General features: G+C 55.6%; 10 protein-coding genes. 8 read left to right on the top strand and 2 right to left on the bottom strand.

Features of this window, described 5'->3' with window-relative positions; translation table 11 throughout:
* Positions 1 to 103 precede the first annotated feature (103 nt).
* The 3 genes from CWS43_RS12030 to CWS43_RS12020 are packed head-to-tail and all read left to right on the top strand — an operon-like array spanning position 104 to position 4,679.
* Complete coding sequence (locus tag CWS43_RS12030) at positions 104 to 2,893, top strand: xanthine dehydrogenase family protein molybdopterin-binding subunit (protein WP_101077177.1); 2,790 nt, start codon at positions 104 to 106, stop codon at positions 2,891 to 2,893.
* Positions 2,890 to 3,438 carry a (2Fe-2S)-binding protein gene (locus CWS43_RS12025; protein ID WP_101077176.1) on the top strand — a complete coding sequence of 183 codons (549 nt, stop codon included), beginning with the start codon at positions 2,890 to 2,892 and terminating at the stop codon, positions 3,436 to 3,438. Before CWS43_RS12030 ends, CWS43_RS12025 begins: the two co-directional genes overlap by 4 nt.
* Complete coding sequence (locus CWS43_RS12020) at positions 3,438 to 4,679, top strand: cytochrome c (protein WP_101077175.1); 1,242 nt, start codon at positions 3,438 to 3,440, stop codon at positions 4,677 to 4,679. Before CWS43_RS12025 ends, CWS43_RS12020 begins: the two co-directional genes overlap by 1 nt.
* A gap of 74 nt (positions 4,680 to 4,753) precedes the next feature.
* On the opposite strand, the gene mfd is transcribed toward CWS43_RS12020, so the two are convergent.
* Positions 4,754 to 8,197 carry a transcription-repair coupling factor gene (gene mfd / locus CWS43_RS12015; RefSeq protein ID WP_101077174.1) on the bottom strand — a complete coding sequence of 1,148 codons (3,444 nt, stop codon included), beginning with the start codon at positions 8,195 to 8,197 and terminating at the stop codon, positions 4,754 to 4,756.
* A gap of 238 nt (positions 8,198 to 8,435) precedes the next feature.
* Here mfd and lolC point away from each other — a divergent pair, with 238 nt between their 5' ends.
* The 5 genes from lolC to pepT all read left to right on the top strand — a co-directional run bounded on the left by lolC (position 8,436) and on the right by pepT (position 13,841).
* The gene (gene lolC, locus CWS43_RS12010; protein WP_101077173.1) at positions 8,436 to 9,638 is read left to right on the top strand and encodes a lipoprotein-releasing ABC transporter permease subunit LolC; all 1,203 of its coding nucleotides are present in this window, start codon (positions 8,436 to 8,438) and stop codon (positions 9,636 to 9,638) included.
* The gene (gene lolD / locus CWS43_RS12005; protein WP_101077172.1) at positions 9,631 to 10,335 is read left to right on the top strand and encodes a lipoprotein-releasing ABC transporter ATP-binding protein LolD; all 705 of its coding nucleotides are present in this window, start codon (positions 9,631 to 9,633) and stop codon (positions 10,333 to 10,335) included. The genes lolC and lolD overlap by 8 nt, the downstream gene beginning before the upstream one ends.
* Positions 10,335 to 11,585: a lipoprotein-releasing ABC transporter permease subunit LolE gene (lolE, locus tag CWS43_RS12000; RefSeq protein ID WP_101077171.1), complete on the top strand. Its 1,251-nt coding sequence runs from the start codon at positions 10,335 to 10,337 to the stop codon at positions 11,583 to 11,585. Before lolD ends, lolE begins: the two co-directional genes overlap by 1 nt.
* A gap of 36 nt (positions 11,586 to 11,621) precedes the next feature.
* Positions 11,622 to 12,452, top strand: a complete 831-nt coding sequence (gene cobB, locus CWS43_RS11995; RefSeq protein ID WP_101077170.1) for a Sir2 family NAD+-dependent deacetylase — start codon at positions 11,622 to 11,624, stop codon at positions 12,450 to 12,452.
* A 153-nt stretch (positions 12,453 to 12,605) separates the two neighbouring features.
* Positions 12,606 to 13,841: a peptidase T gene (pepT, locus tag CWS43_RS11990; RefSeq protein ID WP_101077169.1), complete on the top strand. Its 1,236-nt coding sequence runs from the start codon at positions 12,606 to 12,608 to the stop codon at positions 13,839 to 13,841.
* A 69-nt stretch (positions 13,842 to 13,910) separates the two neighbouring features.
* On the opposite strand, the gene CWS43_RS11985 is transcribed toward pepT, so the two are convergent.
* Positions 13,911 to 15,032, bottom strand: coding sequence for a cupin domain-containing protein (locus CWS43_RS11985; protein ID WP_101077168.1), 1,122 nt, complete (start codon positions 15,030 to 15,032; stop codon positions 13,911 to 13,913).
* Between the last annotated feature and the right edge of the window lie 49 nt (positions 15,033 to 15,081).

Below are 15,081 nucleotides of genomic sequence, written 5' to 3'. Positions count from 1 at the left end.
AGTTGAATACCTATAATCACCCGCTATAAGCGGTATTTTCAGGATTTATTACAGATTGTGAAGTGCCGGAAAATAAGAAAGACAATAAGAAGCAAGGAAATTTATGAGCAATTTCAACCCGTCCAGACGGCGCTTTGTCAAAGGCGCGGTGATCGCTGGAGTCTCTGTTTATCTCGCCCCGTTGCACAGCAAGGCCTACGCCGCGCTGTTCGAAGAGAAAATTCTCCAGTCACCACAATGGGATGCGCAAAACAAGCGCGTCCGTTTCCGTATCGATGGCAAAGCGAAGGTTATGGGGCAAAAAGTTTTTGCCCGCGATATCCGCGCCAAAGACATGCCGCACTGGCCGCAAAAACAGGCCCATGCATTTATCCTGCGCGTGACGCAGGCTGACTGTATTTATGCAGGGTTAGATTTATCGCTGCTCGGCGATGATTTACAGCCAGATCAGCTGGTCACTGCCGACGTGCTGGCGCGCGATGGTCTGGCGTTCCCGGCGTTTTACGGGGAAGACATGTTGCTGCCGGAAGGCAAAACACCGGCCTATCTCGGCCAGGCCGTGGCGATTCTGGTCTATCAGGATTTCGCCAAATTCCGTTTCGCTAAAAATGCCCTGAAATTTAAAGATGGCGTAGTGCGTTACGGCGAAAAAACCGGGCCACTGGAACGTGATCCGTGGGGCACTTTCCGCTTTGTCCGCGTCGGTGGTGAAACTGCGTATGAAGACGATAAGTTCTCCAGCCTGAAAGATATGCCGGTGTTCCCGGTGGGTATGCGCAAACATCTGCCGGTCTGGCCGGAAGGGCGCGAAGGCGGCAAGCTGGACGAGCAGGGGATGTTCTTTGCCGGTGAAATGGCTGACGAGCTGAAAACGCCACCGCCGGGCTGGCTGGTGATGTCGCGCCATTTCACTACGCAATCGGTGGATACGTCCGCCCTGGAGCCGGATAACGCCAACGGCTGGTACGACGCCGCTTCGCAAACGCTGCATATGGTGGTGCCAACGCAATCACCGCAGGAAGTGGCCGACGAAATGCCGCGCATGATGGCAAAAGGTCACCGCACGGTGAAAACGCTGATCCTGCATCCGTGTTATACCGTCGGTTACGGTTCTAAAGATCACTATAACTTCCCGTACTACGGCGCAGTGGCGGCGATGTACGGTGACGGCGCGCCGGTACGCCTGGCGAACGACCGCTTCGAACAGTTCCAGTCTTCGCTCAAGCGCCATGCGTTTGATATGAACTACGACATTGCCGTGAACCGCGAAACCGGCATGCTTCAGTCATTTCACGCCGCGATGACCGCAGACGGCGGCGGCCGCAGCAACTTCACGCCGTCCGTTGTGATGGTCGGCGCAACCGCTGCGCAGTCGATTTACTACTTTCCGAAAAGTGATTTGTCCGCCGTCGGGCTGGCCTCCCGGGCGCTGGATGCCGGTTCCGCACGTGGTTACGGCACGCTGCAAAGCATGGCCGCTACCGAAATGATGATGGATGAACTGGCCGCTGAACTGAAGCTGGATCCGATCGCATTCCGCATGCGCAACGTCCTGAAATCCGGCATGAAAAACACCCAGGGCGCCATTCCGGCGGGCGCAATCCGTGCGGATGAAGTACTGGAAAAAGCCGCTGTTCATCCGTTATGGACGGAGCGTCAGAAGCGCAAGGCAGACTTTGAAAGCCAGAATCCGGGCAAGCGCTACGGCGTCGGTTTTGGCTGTGTGCAGAAAGACTTCGGCACCGGGGCAGAAACCTCTTTTGCCCGCGTGGAAGTCAGTGAAAACGGGCAAATCAGCCTGTGGCACAGCGGAGCAGAAATGGGCACGGGAATGTCCACGTCGCAATCCGTGTTGTGCGCCGAATGGCTGGGGAAACCGGCTGAACAGGCGCATTTCTCGGTAACCGACTGGTCCGTACTGCCGGTGGAAACCAGCGGCGATCCGTACATTATGTCGCAGGAAGATCAGGATAAACTGCAAACCAACCCGCGCTGGTCGCCGTCGTACTGCTCGCCGTCCAGCGCCAGTAACTCGGCCTATTACTTCTCCCACAGCACCCGCGAAGCGGCGCGCCTGATCTTCGACCACGGCCTGTGGCCCGCGGCGATGGCCATCTGGCAAACCGGCATTGGCGGAGGACAGGCTGCGCCGTACATCGTGCGCAAAGAAGATGCGCGCTGGGTGGATGGCGGCCTGACGGCCAACGGAATGCAAATTCTCAGCCTCGAAACGCTGGCGAAAAAAGCCTATGAAATGAAAGGCCTGACCGGTGCGACCGTTCACGTCTTTAACCGCTGGCAGTGGGCCGAAGCTGATTTCACGCTGAACAATACCCGTCAGCGCGTGCCTGTCGACGGGATGTCCGTGCGTCAGGGCGCGGGCGAATACCAGACGCTCAACCGCGACGCCGTCTATTACCCGCCAACCCAGCGTAATAACGCGTCGGTGACCTATTACAGCGCGGTCGGCACGCTGGCCGAAATCTCAGTGGAAATCGCGACCGGTAAAGTTGAGTTGCTGACGCACCATTCGATTATGGAGTGCGGCAATCTGATCGTGCCTGAACTGGTTTCCGGCCAGTTGCAGGGCGGGCTGGCGATGGGAATCGGCCATGCATTACACGAGTATCTGCCACTGTACGAAGACGGGCCGGGCAACGGGACCTGGAACTTCAACCGCTACCACTTGCCGCGCGCCAGCGACGTCGCCGTCTGGAAACAAACCAGCGACATCCTGCCTGCGCTGTCGGAAACCGATCCGCCGAAAGGCATGGCAGAAGTGGTGATGATCCCGGTCGTCGCCGCGCTGGTGAACGCCATCGCCCATGCCACCGGCCACCGTTTCCGTGATTTGCCCGTCCGTGCTGAAAATATTCGTGAGGTTTTACAATGAGCATCAAAACGCAGCCTTTAGAGCTGACTATCAACAATCAACATTACGGCCCGCTGGATGTTCCCGAAGGCCTGATGATGATCGACTTTCTTCACGAATACGTAGCGCTGACCGGTTCCCGCCTCGGCTGCGGGCAGGGGATTTGTCACGCCTGCGTGGCGATTGTCGATCATGAAAGCGGCACCAGCGAAGAAGTGCGGACCTGCATTACCGGCGCACATTTCTTTCATGGCAAAAAAGTGCGTACCGTCGAAGGACATGCCAAAACCGATGACAAAGGCGAAGTCACGCTGTCGCCGGTTCAGCAGGCGTTTCTGGAACATTACAGTTTCCAGTGCGGTTACTGCACGCCGGGCTTTGTCAATGCGGCAACGTTGCTGCTTGAGCGTCTGGAAAAAAATCCAATCGCACTGAATGAGCTGGAAGGTGCGATTGAAGCGGCGCTGGAAAATCACATCTGCCGCTGTACCGGTTACGTGCGGTATTACGAAGCGGTGCGTGATGTCGTGATGAAAACTCCAGGCCTGATCCGGGAGCACGCGTGATGAAAAAACGTCTTTTTCTCCTGCTGCTGGCGGTGATTATCATCGTTGTGGCGGTGCTCTGGTGGCGTGAAAACCGCACGCCGGACGCGCCGGTGCAAAAAGTCACGGCGGACACCACACAGATTGAACGTGGCCGTTATCTGGTTCAGGCGTCCGACTGCGCCGCGTGCCATACCGCGTCCGGCGGCGCTCCGCTGGCGGGCGGTTATCCGCTGGACACGCCGTTCGGCAAAATCTTTGGCAGCAACCTGACGCCGTCCGCAGATGACGGTATCGGCCGCTGGACGTCGGATGATTTCTATCTGGCGCTGACCAAAGGCGTTGCGCCGGGCGGGCGTCATCTGTATCCGGCGATGCCTTACACCTCGTATAAAGGCGTGACCCGTAAGGATTCTGACGACATGTACGCATTTCTGATGACGCGTCCGGCGGTGAATCAGCCGGTGCCGGAAAACGAAATGCCGTTCCCGTTCAACCAGCGCATGGCGATGATCGGCTGGAACCTGCTGTTCCGCAGCGCCGATCCGATCCCGGCCAGTTCGCAGGGCGATTCTGCTGACTGGCAGCGCGGGCAATATCTGACGGATGTGCTGGGTCACTGCGGCGAATGCCATACACCACGCGGTGCGCTGGGTCAGATGCATACCGATAACAACCTGAAGGGCGGAACGCTGGGGCGGATCACCGCGCCGGACATCACCCCGCAGGCGCTGGCGCAGCGCGGCTGGAACCCGGCAGATCTCAGCCGTTTCCTCGCCACCGGCATTGCACCACAGGGATCGGCGTTTGATGAAATGCACAAAGTTGTCGATCTCAGCACCCGTCATCTTACCGAAGACGATCACCGCGCGATCGTCACTTATCTGCTGGGCGACAAACCGCCTGCGGCTGTCCCGGTGGCTATCGGACAGGGCGGCAATGACGCCGGGCGCATCACGTATCTGGATCAGTGTTCCGGTTGCCATATGGCTGACGGTTCCGGCAAACCGCACGTTGCCGTGGCGATGCAAAACAACGCCACGCTGCGCCAGCCCGATGGCCGTAACCTGATTGTTTCGGTACTTGAAGGCTTACCGGCGCAGGAATTCCCAAACGGCGAAAGCATGCAGCCGATGCCGGGCTTTGCGGAGCGGCTGAACGACGCGCAGATTGCCGAAATGGTGAATTACCTGCGCGTAACGTTCGGCGGATTGCCGGGCGATATCACGCCAGAGCAGGTGAAGGCGCTGCGTAAACCGTAGCGGGACGCGCTGATAAAGTATAAAAAAGCCCGGTGGGAATATTCACCGGGCTTTTTATTTTATGACGATAGCCGTCATATCAGATGCTCTGTAAACTCCCCGAGCATGTCGCCGACAAACTTCAGACGTTTTGGCCGGTCAGTGAGATCGAGCATAAACTTCAGTTTGGTCGGGCCATCAAGGCGATAAACCTGCGGCTGTTTTTGCAGCAGGCCAATCAGGAAGCCCGGATCTACACGGTTTTTATCGCCAAACTCGATGAACCCGCCACGCTCGTTGCCTTCAATACGTTTGATGCCCAGCGCTTTCGCGTTCAGGCGCAGCACGGCAATCTGCAACAGATTACGCGCGCCGTCCGGCAGCGTGCCGAACCGGTCAATCAGCTCAACGCGCAGCTCATCCAGCTCGCCTTCGGTTTTGGCACTGGCGATACGCTTGTACAGTGACAGACGCGTGTTGACGTCAGGAATGAAATCTTCCGGCAACAGCGCAGGCATACGCATTTCAACTTCGGTCTGGCTGGTGGTCAGATCTTCCAGCGACGGCTCGCGGCCTTCTTTCAGCGCTTCGACGGCGTTTTCCAGCAGTTCCATATAGAGCGAGAAACCGATGCTGGTCATCTGGCCGCTCTGGCCTTCACCAAGCAGTTCACCGGCGCCACGAATTTCAAGGTCGTGCGTTGCCAGCGCAAAACCGGCACCCAGGTCTTCGAGCGACGCGATAGCTTCCAGACGTTTGTGCGCATCCGTTGACATCGCTTTCGGCGGCGGCGTCAGCAGATAAGCATACGCCTGATGATGCGAACGCCCGACGCGGCCACGGAGCTGATGCAACTGCGCCAGCCCGAAGTGATCCGCGCGCTCAATAATGATGGTGTTAGCCGTCGGAATATCGATCCCGGTTTCAATGATGGTGGTACACACCAGCACGTTAAAACGCTGATGATGGAAATCATTCATCACGCGTTCGAGGTCGCGTTCGCGCATCTGGCCGTGGCCGATGGCAATACGCGCTTCCGGCACCAGATCTGCCAGACGCTGCGTGGCTTTCTCTATATTTTCAACATCGTTGAATAGGTAGTAAACCTGCCCGCCGCGCAGGATTTCACGCAGAATGGCCTCGCGAACCACCAGACTGTCGTACTCACGCACGAACGTTTTGACCGCCATACGGCGCGCCGGTGGCGTGGCAATAATCGACAAATCGCGCATGCCGCTCATCGCCATATTCAGCGTGCGCGGAATTGGCGTGGCGGTGAGGGTGAGAATATCGACATCCGCACGCATCGCTTTGATGCGCTCTTTATGCCGCACGCCGAAGCGGTGTTCTTCATCGACAATCAGCAGGCCGAGGTCTTTCCAGCGCAAATCACTTTGCAGCAATTTATGTGTGCCGATGATGATATCGACCTTGCCTTCGACCGCATCTTCCAGCACCGCGTTTTGTTCTTTGGCGCTGCGGAAACGGGACATCATTTCAATGCGCACCGGCCAGCTGGCGAAGCGGTCACGGAAGTTATCGAAATGTTGTTGCGCCAGCAGCGTGGTGGGCACCAGAACCGCGACCTGTTTGTTGTTGGAGACCGCGAGAAACGCCGCGCGCATCGCCACTTCGGTTTTACCAAAGCCCACGTCGCCGCATACCAGGCGATCCATCGCCAGCGGCTGCGTCATATCCGTGAGAACGGCGTTGATGGCCTGCGCCTGATCCGGCGTGGTTTCAAACGGGAATGCCTGGCAGAACAACTGGTACTGCTCTTTATCATGCTTGAAAGCAAAACCGGCTTTCGCTTCACGCTGGGCGTAGATATCCAGCAGCTCGGCGGCCACGTCGCGTACTTTCTCGGCGGCTTTCTGACGGGCTTTCGACCAGGCTTCACCGCCCAGTTTATGCAGTGGCGCACTTTCATCCGCGCCTCCGGCATAACGGCTGATCAGATGCAGGGATGACACCGGCACGTAAAGTTTGTCTTCACCGGCATAAGTCAGAATCAGGTATTCAGCGGTAATCCCGCCGGTTTCCAGCGTGGTCAGGCCAAGATAACGGCCCACGCCATGCTCAACGTGAACCACCGGCTGGCCGGGGCGCAGCTCGGCAAGGTTGCGGATCAGCGTGTCGGTGTTAATCGACCGGCGGCTGTCCTGACGACGGCGCGCCACGCGCTCACCGAGCAAATCACTTTCACAAATCAGCGCCATCTGTTTATCCGCATCAAGAAAACCGCGTTCACACGCACCGATCATGATGTAGCGACCGGCAGTTTCGGCTTCTTCAATGCGGGTAATCAGCGTCGGCATCAGTTTGATGCGCGCCAGCAAATCTTGCAGCGTTTCGCGGCGGCCTTCACTTTCCACCGAGAACACCAGGCTGCCCGCGAAAGATTCATTGAACCGGCGCAGGTTGTCCATCGGCGCTTTGTTTTGCGGCTGCACGGATAAATCCGGCAGCTTCTCGTAGCTCAGGTTGGTGTTGGCGGCTTTCTTCGGCAGGGAATCCGTACGCAACTGGACGCGCGGCCAGGCTTTCAGTTCGGCGTGCAGCGCATCGACGCGCAGCCAGAGGTTTTCCGGTTCAAGCAGCGGACGCATCGGATCCACGCGACGGCTTTCATAACGCTGGCAGGCATCCTGCCAGAAACGCTCGGCTGCGGCTTCCAGGTCACCGGTATTAAGCACCAGCGTGTTTTCCGGCAAATAGCTGAACAGCGTGGTCAGCGGCTGGCTGAAAAACAGTGGCTGCCAGTATTCGATACCGGCGGGGAAGGTGCCTTTACTGACCTGCTGATAAACGTGCTCGGCGTCACGGCGCACCTCAAACTTCTCGCGCCACTGGCTGCGGAACAGTTCGATGGCATTTTTGTCGGTTGGGAATTCGTGCGCAGGTAGCAGATTAATGTGGTCAACTTCCGTCAGCGTGCGCTGTGTGTCCACATCAAAAATGCGCAGGCTGTCGATTTCATCGTCGAAGAAATCGATGCGGTACGGCTCTTCGCTACCCATCGGGTATAAATCGAGCAGGGCGCCACGGGTCGCAAATTCACCGTGTTCCATCACCTGATCGACACTGCGGTAACCGGCCTGTTCCAGCTGTGACCGCAGTTTGTCGCGCGAAAGCTGCTGGCCTTTTTTCATCACCAGTGCATGGCCGTGCAGGAATTCATGCGGGCACACACGTTGCATCAGCGTATTTACCGGCAGGATAATAATGCCGCGCTCCATCGTCGGAAGCTGATACAAACTGGAAAGACGCGACGAAATGATTTCCTGATGCGGTGAGAAACTGTCGTAAGGCAGTGTTTCCCAGTCCGAAATACTCAGAACCTTATGATCGGTAAATTGTTGAATTTCATCGCGCAGGCGCAGGGCATTTTGCATATCCGGCGCAATCAGCATGACCGGACCGGTGTGGCGCTCACTGATTTGGGCGCATTCAAGCGCGCAGGCGGAGCCGGTAAGCTGCCCTAACTGACGGGTATCGCCCGGGCGTTCAGGCAGCGAATAACGATAATCTTGAGACATAGGCTGTTTGGAGTTCTCGTTTTGGCGGCTGTAGGAGGCCAATTAGCAGACCGTATCTTGCTTTGCAGGGGTAATCGGGGTCAACCCGTTGTCTGTATAAAATGGTCAACGGCGTCACAAACTTAAACCGATTACTTTGGGTTAGTGGTTCCATAAAGCGGTGCTAGCCTTTATTATCCTTGATCACTTTAGTCTGCGCCATGCACTTATTTGCGGCCAAGCACTTAAAACGGAAGTCATGTATCAACCTGTCGCGTTATTTATAGGCCTGCGCTACATGCGCGGGCGTGCTTCGGACCGCTTTGGGCGGTTTGTCTCCTGGTTATCTACCATAGGCATCACTCTCGGAGTGATGGCGCTGGTGACCGTCTTGTCCGTGATGAACGGCTTTGAGAAGGATCTGGAAGGTAACATTCTGGGTCTGATGCCTCAGGCGCTGATCACGGCACCGAACGGTTCAATCGACCCGCAGAAAATCACCCACGATCAGGTTTCCGCGCTGAAGAGTGTGAACAGCGCTGTGCCGCTGACCACCGGTGACGTGGTGTTGCAAAGCCCGGGCAGTGTGGCCGTGGGGGTCATGCTGGGAGTGGATCCTTCACAGCACGACCCGCTGGCAAAATACCTGATTGGCGTCGCCCAGCAGGAACTGCAGCCGGGTCAATACAACATCATTCTCGGCGATCAGCTGGCGCAACAGCTTAAAGTCCGTCGTGGCGATCAGTTGCGCCTGATGGTGACCAGCGTCAGCCAGTTCACGCCGGTCGGGCGCGTACCAAGCCAGCGGCTGTTTAACGTTATCGGAACCTTCTCTGCCAACAGCGAAGTCGACGGTTACCAGATGCTGGTGAACATTCAGGACGCGTCGCGTCTGATGTTATACCCGAAAGGTAACGTCACCGGCTGGCGATTATTTCTCGATAAACCGCTGGACGTCGATACCCTGAGCCAGCAAAAACTGCCGGACGGTGCCAGCTGGAAAGACTGGCGCGAGCGCCGCGGCGAGCTGTTCCAGGCGGTACGCATGGAAAAAAATATGATGGGCTTGCTGCTCAGCCTGATTGTTGCCGTCGCCGCGTTTAACATTATTACGTCACTGGGTTTGCTGGTGATGGAGAAACAGGCGGAAGTGGCAATTTTACAAACGCAGGGCCTGAGCCGCCGCCAGATTATGGCGCTGTTTATGGTGCAGGGCGCGAGTGCGGGTGTGATAGGCGCACTGCTTGGCGCCTTGCTCGGCGTGCTGCTCGCCACGCAGCTCAATACGATTATGCCTGCCATTGGCCTGATGCTGGATGGCGCCTCGCTGCCGGTCGACATTGAACCGGTTCAGGTGGTGATCATCGCGATTGTCGCGATGGCTATCGCTTTATTGTCAACGCTTTACCCTTCCTGGCGCGCTGCTGCCACCCACCCCGCAGAGGCTTTACGTTATGAGTAATTCTTTATTATTGCAGTGTGACAACCTCTGTAAGACTTATCAGGAAGGCAAAATGCACACCGATGTATTGCGCGACGTGAGTTTCGCGATGCAGCCGGGTGAGATGATGGCGATTGTCGGGACCTCCGGTTCCGGCAAAAGTACGTTGCTGCATTTGCTGGGTGGTCTGGATTCTCCGACGTCTGGCGAAGTGATTTTTAAAGGCAAGTCGCTGAACGCGATGTCTTCTTCGGCGAAATCAGAACTGCGTAACCGCGAACTGGGCTTTATTTATCAGTTTCACCATTTGCTGCCTGATTTTACCGCGCTGGAAAACGTGGCGATGCCGCTGCTGATTGGCAAAAAGAAATCTGCCGAAGTGCAGGAGCGCGCGATGGCGATGCTGGAAGCCGTGGGGCTGCAACATCGCAGCAGCCACCGTCCTTCAGAGCTTTCCGGCGGCGAACGTCAGCGTGTGGCGATTGCCCGTGCGCTGGTCAATAATCCTTCTCTGGTGCTGGCGGATGAACCGACCGGTAACCTGGATCAGCGCAATGCCGACAGTATTTTCGAACTGCTGGGCGAGCTGAATGTGCGTCAGGGCACGGCATTTCTGGTGGTGACACATGATTTGCAGCTGGCGAACCGGCTGACGCGTCAGCTGGAAATGCGTGACGGCAAACTGCAGCAGGATTCGATGTTGCTGGGAGCGAAGTAATGTCAGGCATTCCATTTTCTTTACTGATAGGCCTGCGGTTCAGCCGTGGCCGCCGTCGCAGCGGCATGGTTTCACTGATTTCAGTGATTTCAACGTTAGGGATCGCGCTGGGTGTGGCGGTGCTGATCGTCGGGTTGAGTGCGATGAACGGCTTTGAGCGTGAACTGAAAGAGCGTGTGCTGGCGGTGGTTCCTCACGGAGAAATCCGCCCGGTGAATCAGCCCTTCAACAACTGGCAGGGCGTGCTCGACCGTGTGGAGAAAGTCCCGGGAATTGTGGCCGCTGCGCCGTACATCCAGTTCAATGGTCTTATTGAGCACGGCGCGAAATTGCGCGCAATTCAGCTGAAAGGCGTAGATCCGCAGAGCGAACCGCGTGTCAGCGCCGCACCGAAGTTTGTGCAAAACAACGCCTGGCAGAACTTTAAAGCAGGGCAGCAACAGCTGATCCTCGGCAAAGGCGTTGCGGATGCGGTGGGCGTGAAGCAGGGCGACTGGGTGACGGTGATGATCCCTAACAGTGACCCTGAAATGAAACTGTTGCAGCCAAAACGCATCCGTTTGCAGGTTACCGGTATTTTACAACTCAGCGGGCAGCTTGATCACAGCCTGGGCATGGTGCCGCTGGCCGATGCGCAGCAATATCAGGACATGGGCACCAGCGTCACGGGCATTGATATTAAAGTGAACGATGTCTTTGCTGCACAAAAGCTGGTGCACGACGCAGGTGAAGTGACGCAGGCTTACGTTTATATCAGCAGCTGGATTGGCACATACGGCTATATGTATCGTGATATCCAGATGGTACGCGCCATCATGTATATGGCAATGGTGTTGGTGATCGGCGTAGCATGTTTCAATATCGTTTCTACACTGGTAATGGCAGTGAAAGATAAAAGCAGCGATATTGCGATTTTGCGCACATTGGGTGCAAAAGACGGGCTTATCCGCGCGGTCTTCATCTGGTATGGCTTGCTGGCCGGGCTGGTGGGCAGTGTCGCCGGTGTGGTCATTGGTGTGATTGCCGCGTTCCAGCTCACCAATATCGTGAATGCACTGCAAAAAATTACCGGGCATCAGTTTTTGTCCGGCGATATTTATTTTATCGACTTCCTGCCCTCTGAAGTTCACTGGCTGGATGTCGCAGGCGTACTGGTTACTGCGCTGGTTCTGAGTTTGCTGGCGAGCTGGTATCCGGCACGTCGCGCAAGCCGTATCGACCCGGCAAGAGTCCTGAGCGGCGGCCAGTAATCCTTAAGACACAGAAAAGAAAGGTAAGGAGCAGTTATGCGCACACGTCATCGTCTGTGTCGGTTTCGTAAAAATAAACGTATTCGCCACCAGCGTTTCCGGTCGAATATTTTCCACCGTGATTCGATGGCTGCGTCATCGCTGAAAAAACCGTTTGTGGTGGTGCTGACGGGGGCCGGGATTTCTGCCGAGTCGGGCATCAGGACTTTCCGTGCTGCCGACGGCCTGTGGGAAGAGCACCGCGTGGAAGACGTGGCGACGCCGGAGGGGTATCGCCGCGATCCGGAGCTGGTGCAGCGTTTTTACAATGAACGCCGTCGCCAGTTGCAACAAGACGATCTCAAACCGAATGCCGCGCATTTTGCCCTGGCAACGCTTGAGGAAGCGCTCGGGGATAATTTCCTGCTGGTGACGCAGAATATCGATAATCTGCATGAACGGGCGGGGAGTTCACGGGTGATCCACATGCACGGCGAGCTGCTGAAAGTGCGCTGTACGCAATCAGGGCAGGTTCTGGACTGGCCGGGCGATTTAACCGTTGATGATCGTTGCCATTGTTGCCAGTTCCCGGCACCGCTGCGGCCGCATATTGTCTGGTTCGGTGAAATGCCGTTTGGCATGGATGAGATTTACGATGCACTGGCAAAAGCCGATTTCTTCGTTGCTATTGGTACCTCAGGGCATGTTTACCCGGCTGCCGGGTTTGTCCATGAGGCGCGCATCGGTGGAGCCTGTGCGGTTGAACTGAATCTTGAACCCAGTCAGGTAGAAAGCGAATTCGACATGAAGCATTACGGCCTGGCGAGTCAGGTTGTTCCTGAATTTGTGCATAAATTTTTAACGAAAACAAACGAGGCCTGGCAATAAGCCGGGCTTTTTTATCGGTTTGTTGGTCGTAAAGTCAAAAATTGCGCCCGCCCCATAGACTTATCCCCCTAAACTTGGTGAAAAATGACCTGACGCAATATTCACGGTTTTCATGCTGCGCATAATAAAACCCAGCTGCCTGAGGATACCCAAATGAATAAGTTGCTTGATCGTTTTCTTCATTATGTTTCTTTCGATACCCAATCTAAGCCCAACGTTAAACATACGCCCAGCACTGAGGGGCAAACAAAACTGGCACAGGCACTGCGCAATGAGCTGACTGAGCTGGGATTTTCACAGGTTACACTCAGTGATAAAGGCTGCGTGATGGCAACATTACCGGGCAACGTTGCCTGGAAGGTGCCGGTCATTGGCTTTATCTCTCATCTTGATACCGCACCGGATTTTACCGCGAAGCACGTTAATCCGCAGATTGTGGAAAATTACCGCGGCGGTGATATTGCGCTGGGTAATGGTGATGAAATTTTATCTCCGGTGATGTTCCCGGTATTACATCAGTTGCTTGGCCACACGATTATCACTACCGACGGCAAGACGCTGTTAGGCTCCGATGATAAATCGGGTATTGCCGAAATTATTACTGCAATGGTCCGGCTGAAAAATAGCAATATTCCGCACGGCCCGGTACGTATCGCGTTCACGCCGGATGAAGAGATTGGCAAAGGGGCGCAAAGCTTTGATGTTCCGGCTTTTGGTGCTCAATGGGCTTACACCGTTGATGGCGGTGGCGTGGGGGAACTGGAGTTTGAGAATTTTAATGCCGCTTCAGCAACCATCAAAATTGTCGGTAACAATGTTCACCCTGGCAGCGCCAAAGGTGTGATGGTCAATGCTTTATCGCTGGCGACCCGTTTCCATAATGAGTTACCGGTCGGGGAAACGCCTGAACACACCGAGGGTTATGAGGGGTTCTATCACCTGACCACGATCAAGGGAAACGTAGAGCGTGCGGAAATGCACTACATTATCCGCGACTTCGATAAAGTGCAGTTTGAAGCCCGCAAGCAAAAAATCATTGATATCGCCCATTTGGTGGGTAAGGGACTGCATCGTGATTGTTATATCGAGGTGACGCTGGACGACCACTATTACAACATGCGCGATAAAGTGGCGCAGCATCCGCACATTATTGCGCTGGCGCAACAGGCGATGAAAGACTGCGATATCGAGCCGATCATGAAGCCTATCCGCGGCGGTACCGATGGTGCACAGCTTTCTTTCCGTGGCCTGCCTTGCCCTAATATCTTTACCGGTGGTTATAATTTCCATGGTAAACATGAATTTGTAACGCTTGAAGGCATGGAAAAAGCGGTGGCTGTGATTATGCGTATCGCTGAACTGACGGCCAAAGAGGCCGTGAAACACTAACGTTTTCCTCTACGGAAAATGAAAAAAGGGGCGATGCTGTAAACATCGCCCCTTTCTGTTTTATAACTATCAGTCGTTAAAGTACCAGTAGCCACTGTTAACCAATGCACACAGCAGTGCGAGGAACGACGGATCGTCCAGTGCATCACCCAACATTTCTTTAGTCACGGTTTTGTGGCGGGCCATCGCATCGACAGCCGCGATATGCTCAGTGGTCATCGCCTCACCGTTGACGTAGCAGGTATCACCTACGCGTACGACACGCAGGCCGCCAAGGCGTTCCAGCGTTTCTCCCGAGTCCAGTAATTCGTAAATCTCACCGGCCTGATACGGTGGTTCTGGCGGTGCCAGATCCAGCTCGTGGCGTGATTGAGAAATAAACTCACCAAACCAGGTATTGAAATGCGCCGGATTGCCGATCAGATCCAGCATCATACCGCGCAGTTTATCCAGCTCGGCTGGCTGCACTTCGGCAGGATGTTCGCGCTCGACCAGTTCCGGATCACTGTAACGGTGGCTGCCTAATTCACGGGAAAGCACGTAGTCAGCAAAGCCGCTGACCATTTCACGGGCATTTGGCGCACGGAAGCCCACAGAATAGTTCAGTGAGTTTTCGAGCGAATAGCCGTCATGAGGGAATCCCGGTGGAATGTAGACGATATCGCCGGGTTCCAGCTCTTCATCGATAATTGCTTCAAACGGCTCGACCTGAAGCAAATCGGGATGCGGGCAATGCTGTTTCATGGCGACTTTTTCACCCACACGCCAGCGGCGGCGGCCCGTGCCCTGAATGATAAAGACATCGTACTGATCGAGATGCGGGCCTACACCACCTCCGGGCACGGAGAAGGAGATCATCAGATCATCCATACGCCAGTCAGGAATATGGCGGAACGGCGTCATCAGATGGGAAGAAGGTTCGTGCCAGTGATCGACAGCCTGGACCAGTACCGACCAGCCCGTTTCCCCCAGATGATCATAGCTTTCAAACGGACCGTGGCTGACATTCCATTTCCCGTTCTGATGGCTGACCAGACGGCTGTCTACTTCGTTTTCCATCGCCAGCCCCGCCAGTTCGTCAGGGGAAATCGGGTCAACGAAATTTGCAAAGCCGCGTTTCAACACGACAGGACGTTTTTGCCAGTAACGTGCCAGAAAATCGTTCCAGTCCAGATTGAGTTGGTAATCCATTTTTTTTCCAAAAAGAGGAGAGTCTGTAAAGGATTATAACGGAAGGTGT

The organism is Rahnella sp. AA, assembly GCF_002834385.1.
Lineage (GTDB): Bacteria > Pseudomonadota > Gammaproteobacteria > Enterobacterales > Enterobacteriaceae > Rahnella.
Note: the sequence above shows the minus strand (reverse complement) of the source record. Positions and strands in the feature narration are given on the sequence as shown.

Bases quoted from the DNA above. Each gene is read 5' to 3' on its own strand.
- CWS43_RS12020 (WP_101077175.1), top strand. From the start codon at position 3,438: ATGAAAAAACGTCTTTTTCTCCTGCTGCTGGCGGTGATTATCATCGTT.
- mfd (WP_101077174.1), bottom strand. From the start codon at position 8,197: ATGTCTCAAGATTATCGTTATTCGCTGCCTGAACGCCCGGGCGATACC.
- CWS43_RS11985 (WP_101077168.1), bottom strand. From the start codon at position 15,032: ATGGATTACCAACTCAATCTGGACTGGAACGATTTTCTGGCACGTTAC.
- lolC (WP_101077173.1), top strand. From the start codon at position 8,436: ATGTATCAACCTGTCGCGTTATTTATAGGCCTGCGCTACATGCGCGGG.
- CWS43_RS12030 (WP_101077177.1), top strand. From the start codon at position 104: ATGAGCAATTTCAACCCGTCCAGACGGCGCTTTGTCAAAGGCGCGGTG.
- lolE (WP_101077171.1), top strand. From the start codon at position 10,335: ATGTCAGGCATTCCATTTTCTTTACTGATAGGCCTGCGGTTCAGCCGT.
- CWS43_RS12025 (WP_101077176.1), top strand. From the start codon at position 2,890: ATGAGCATCAAAACGCAGCCTTTAGAGCTGACTATCAACAATCAACAT.
- pepT (WP_101077169.1), top strand. From the start codon at position 12,606: ATGAATAAGTTGCTTGATCGTTTTCTTCATTATGTTTCTTTCGATACC.
- lolD (WP_101077172.1), top strand. From the start codon at position 9,631: ATGAGTAATTCTTTATTATTGCAGTGTGACAACCTCTGTAAGACTTAT.
- cobB (WP_101077170.1), top strand. From the start codon at position 11,622: ATGCGCACACGTCATCGTCTGTGTCGGTTTCGTAAAAATAAACGTATT.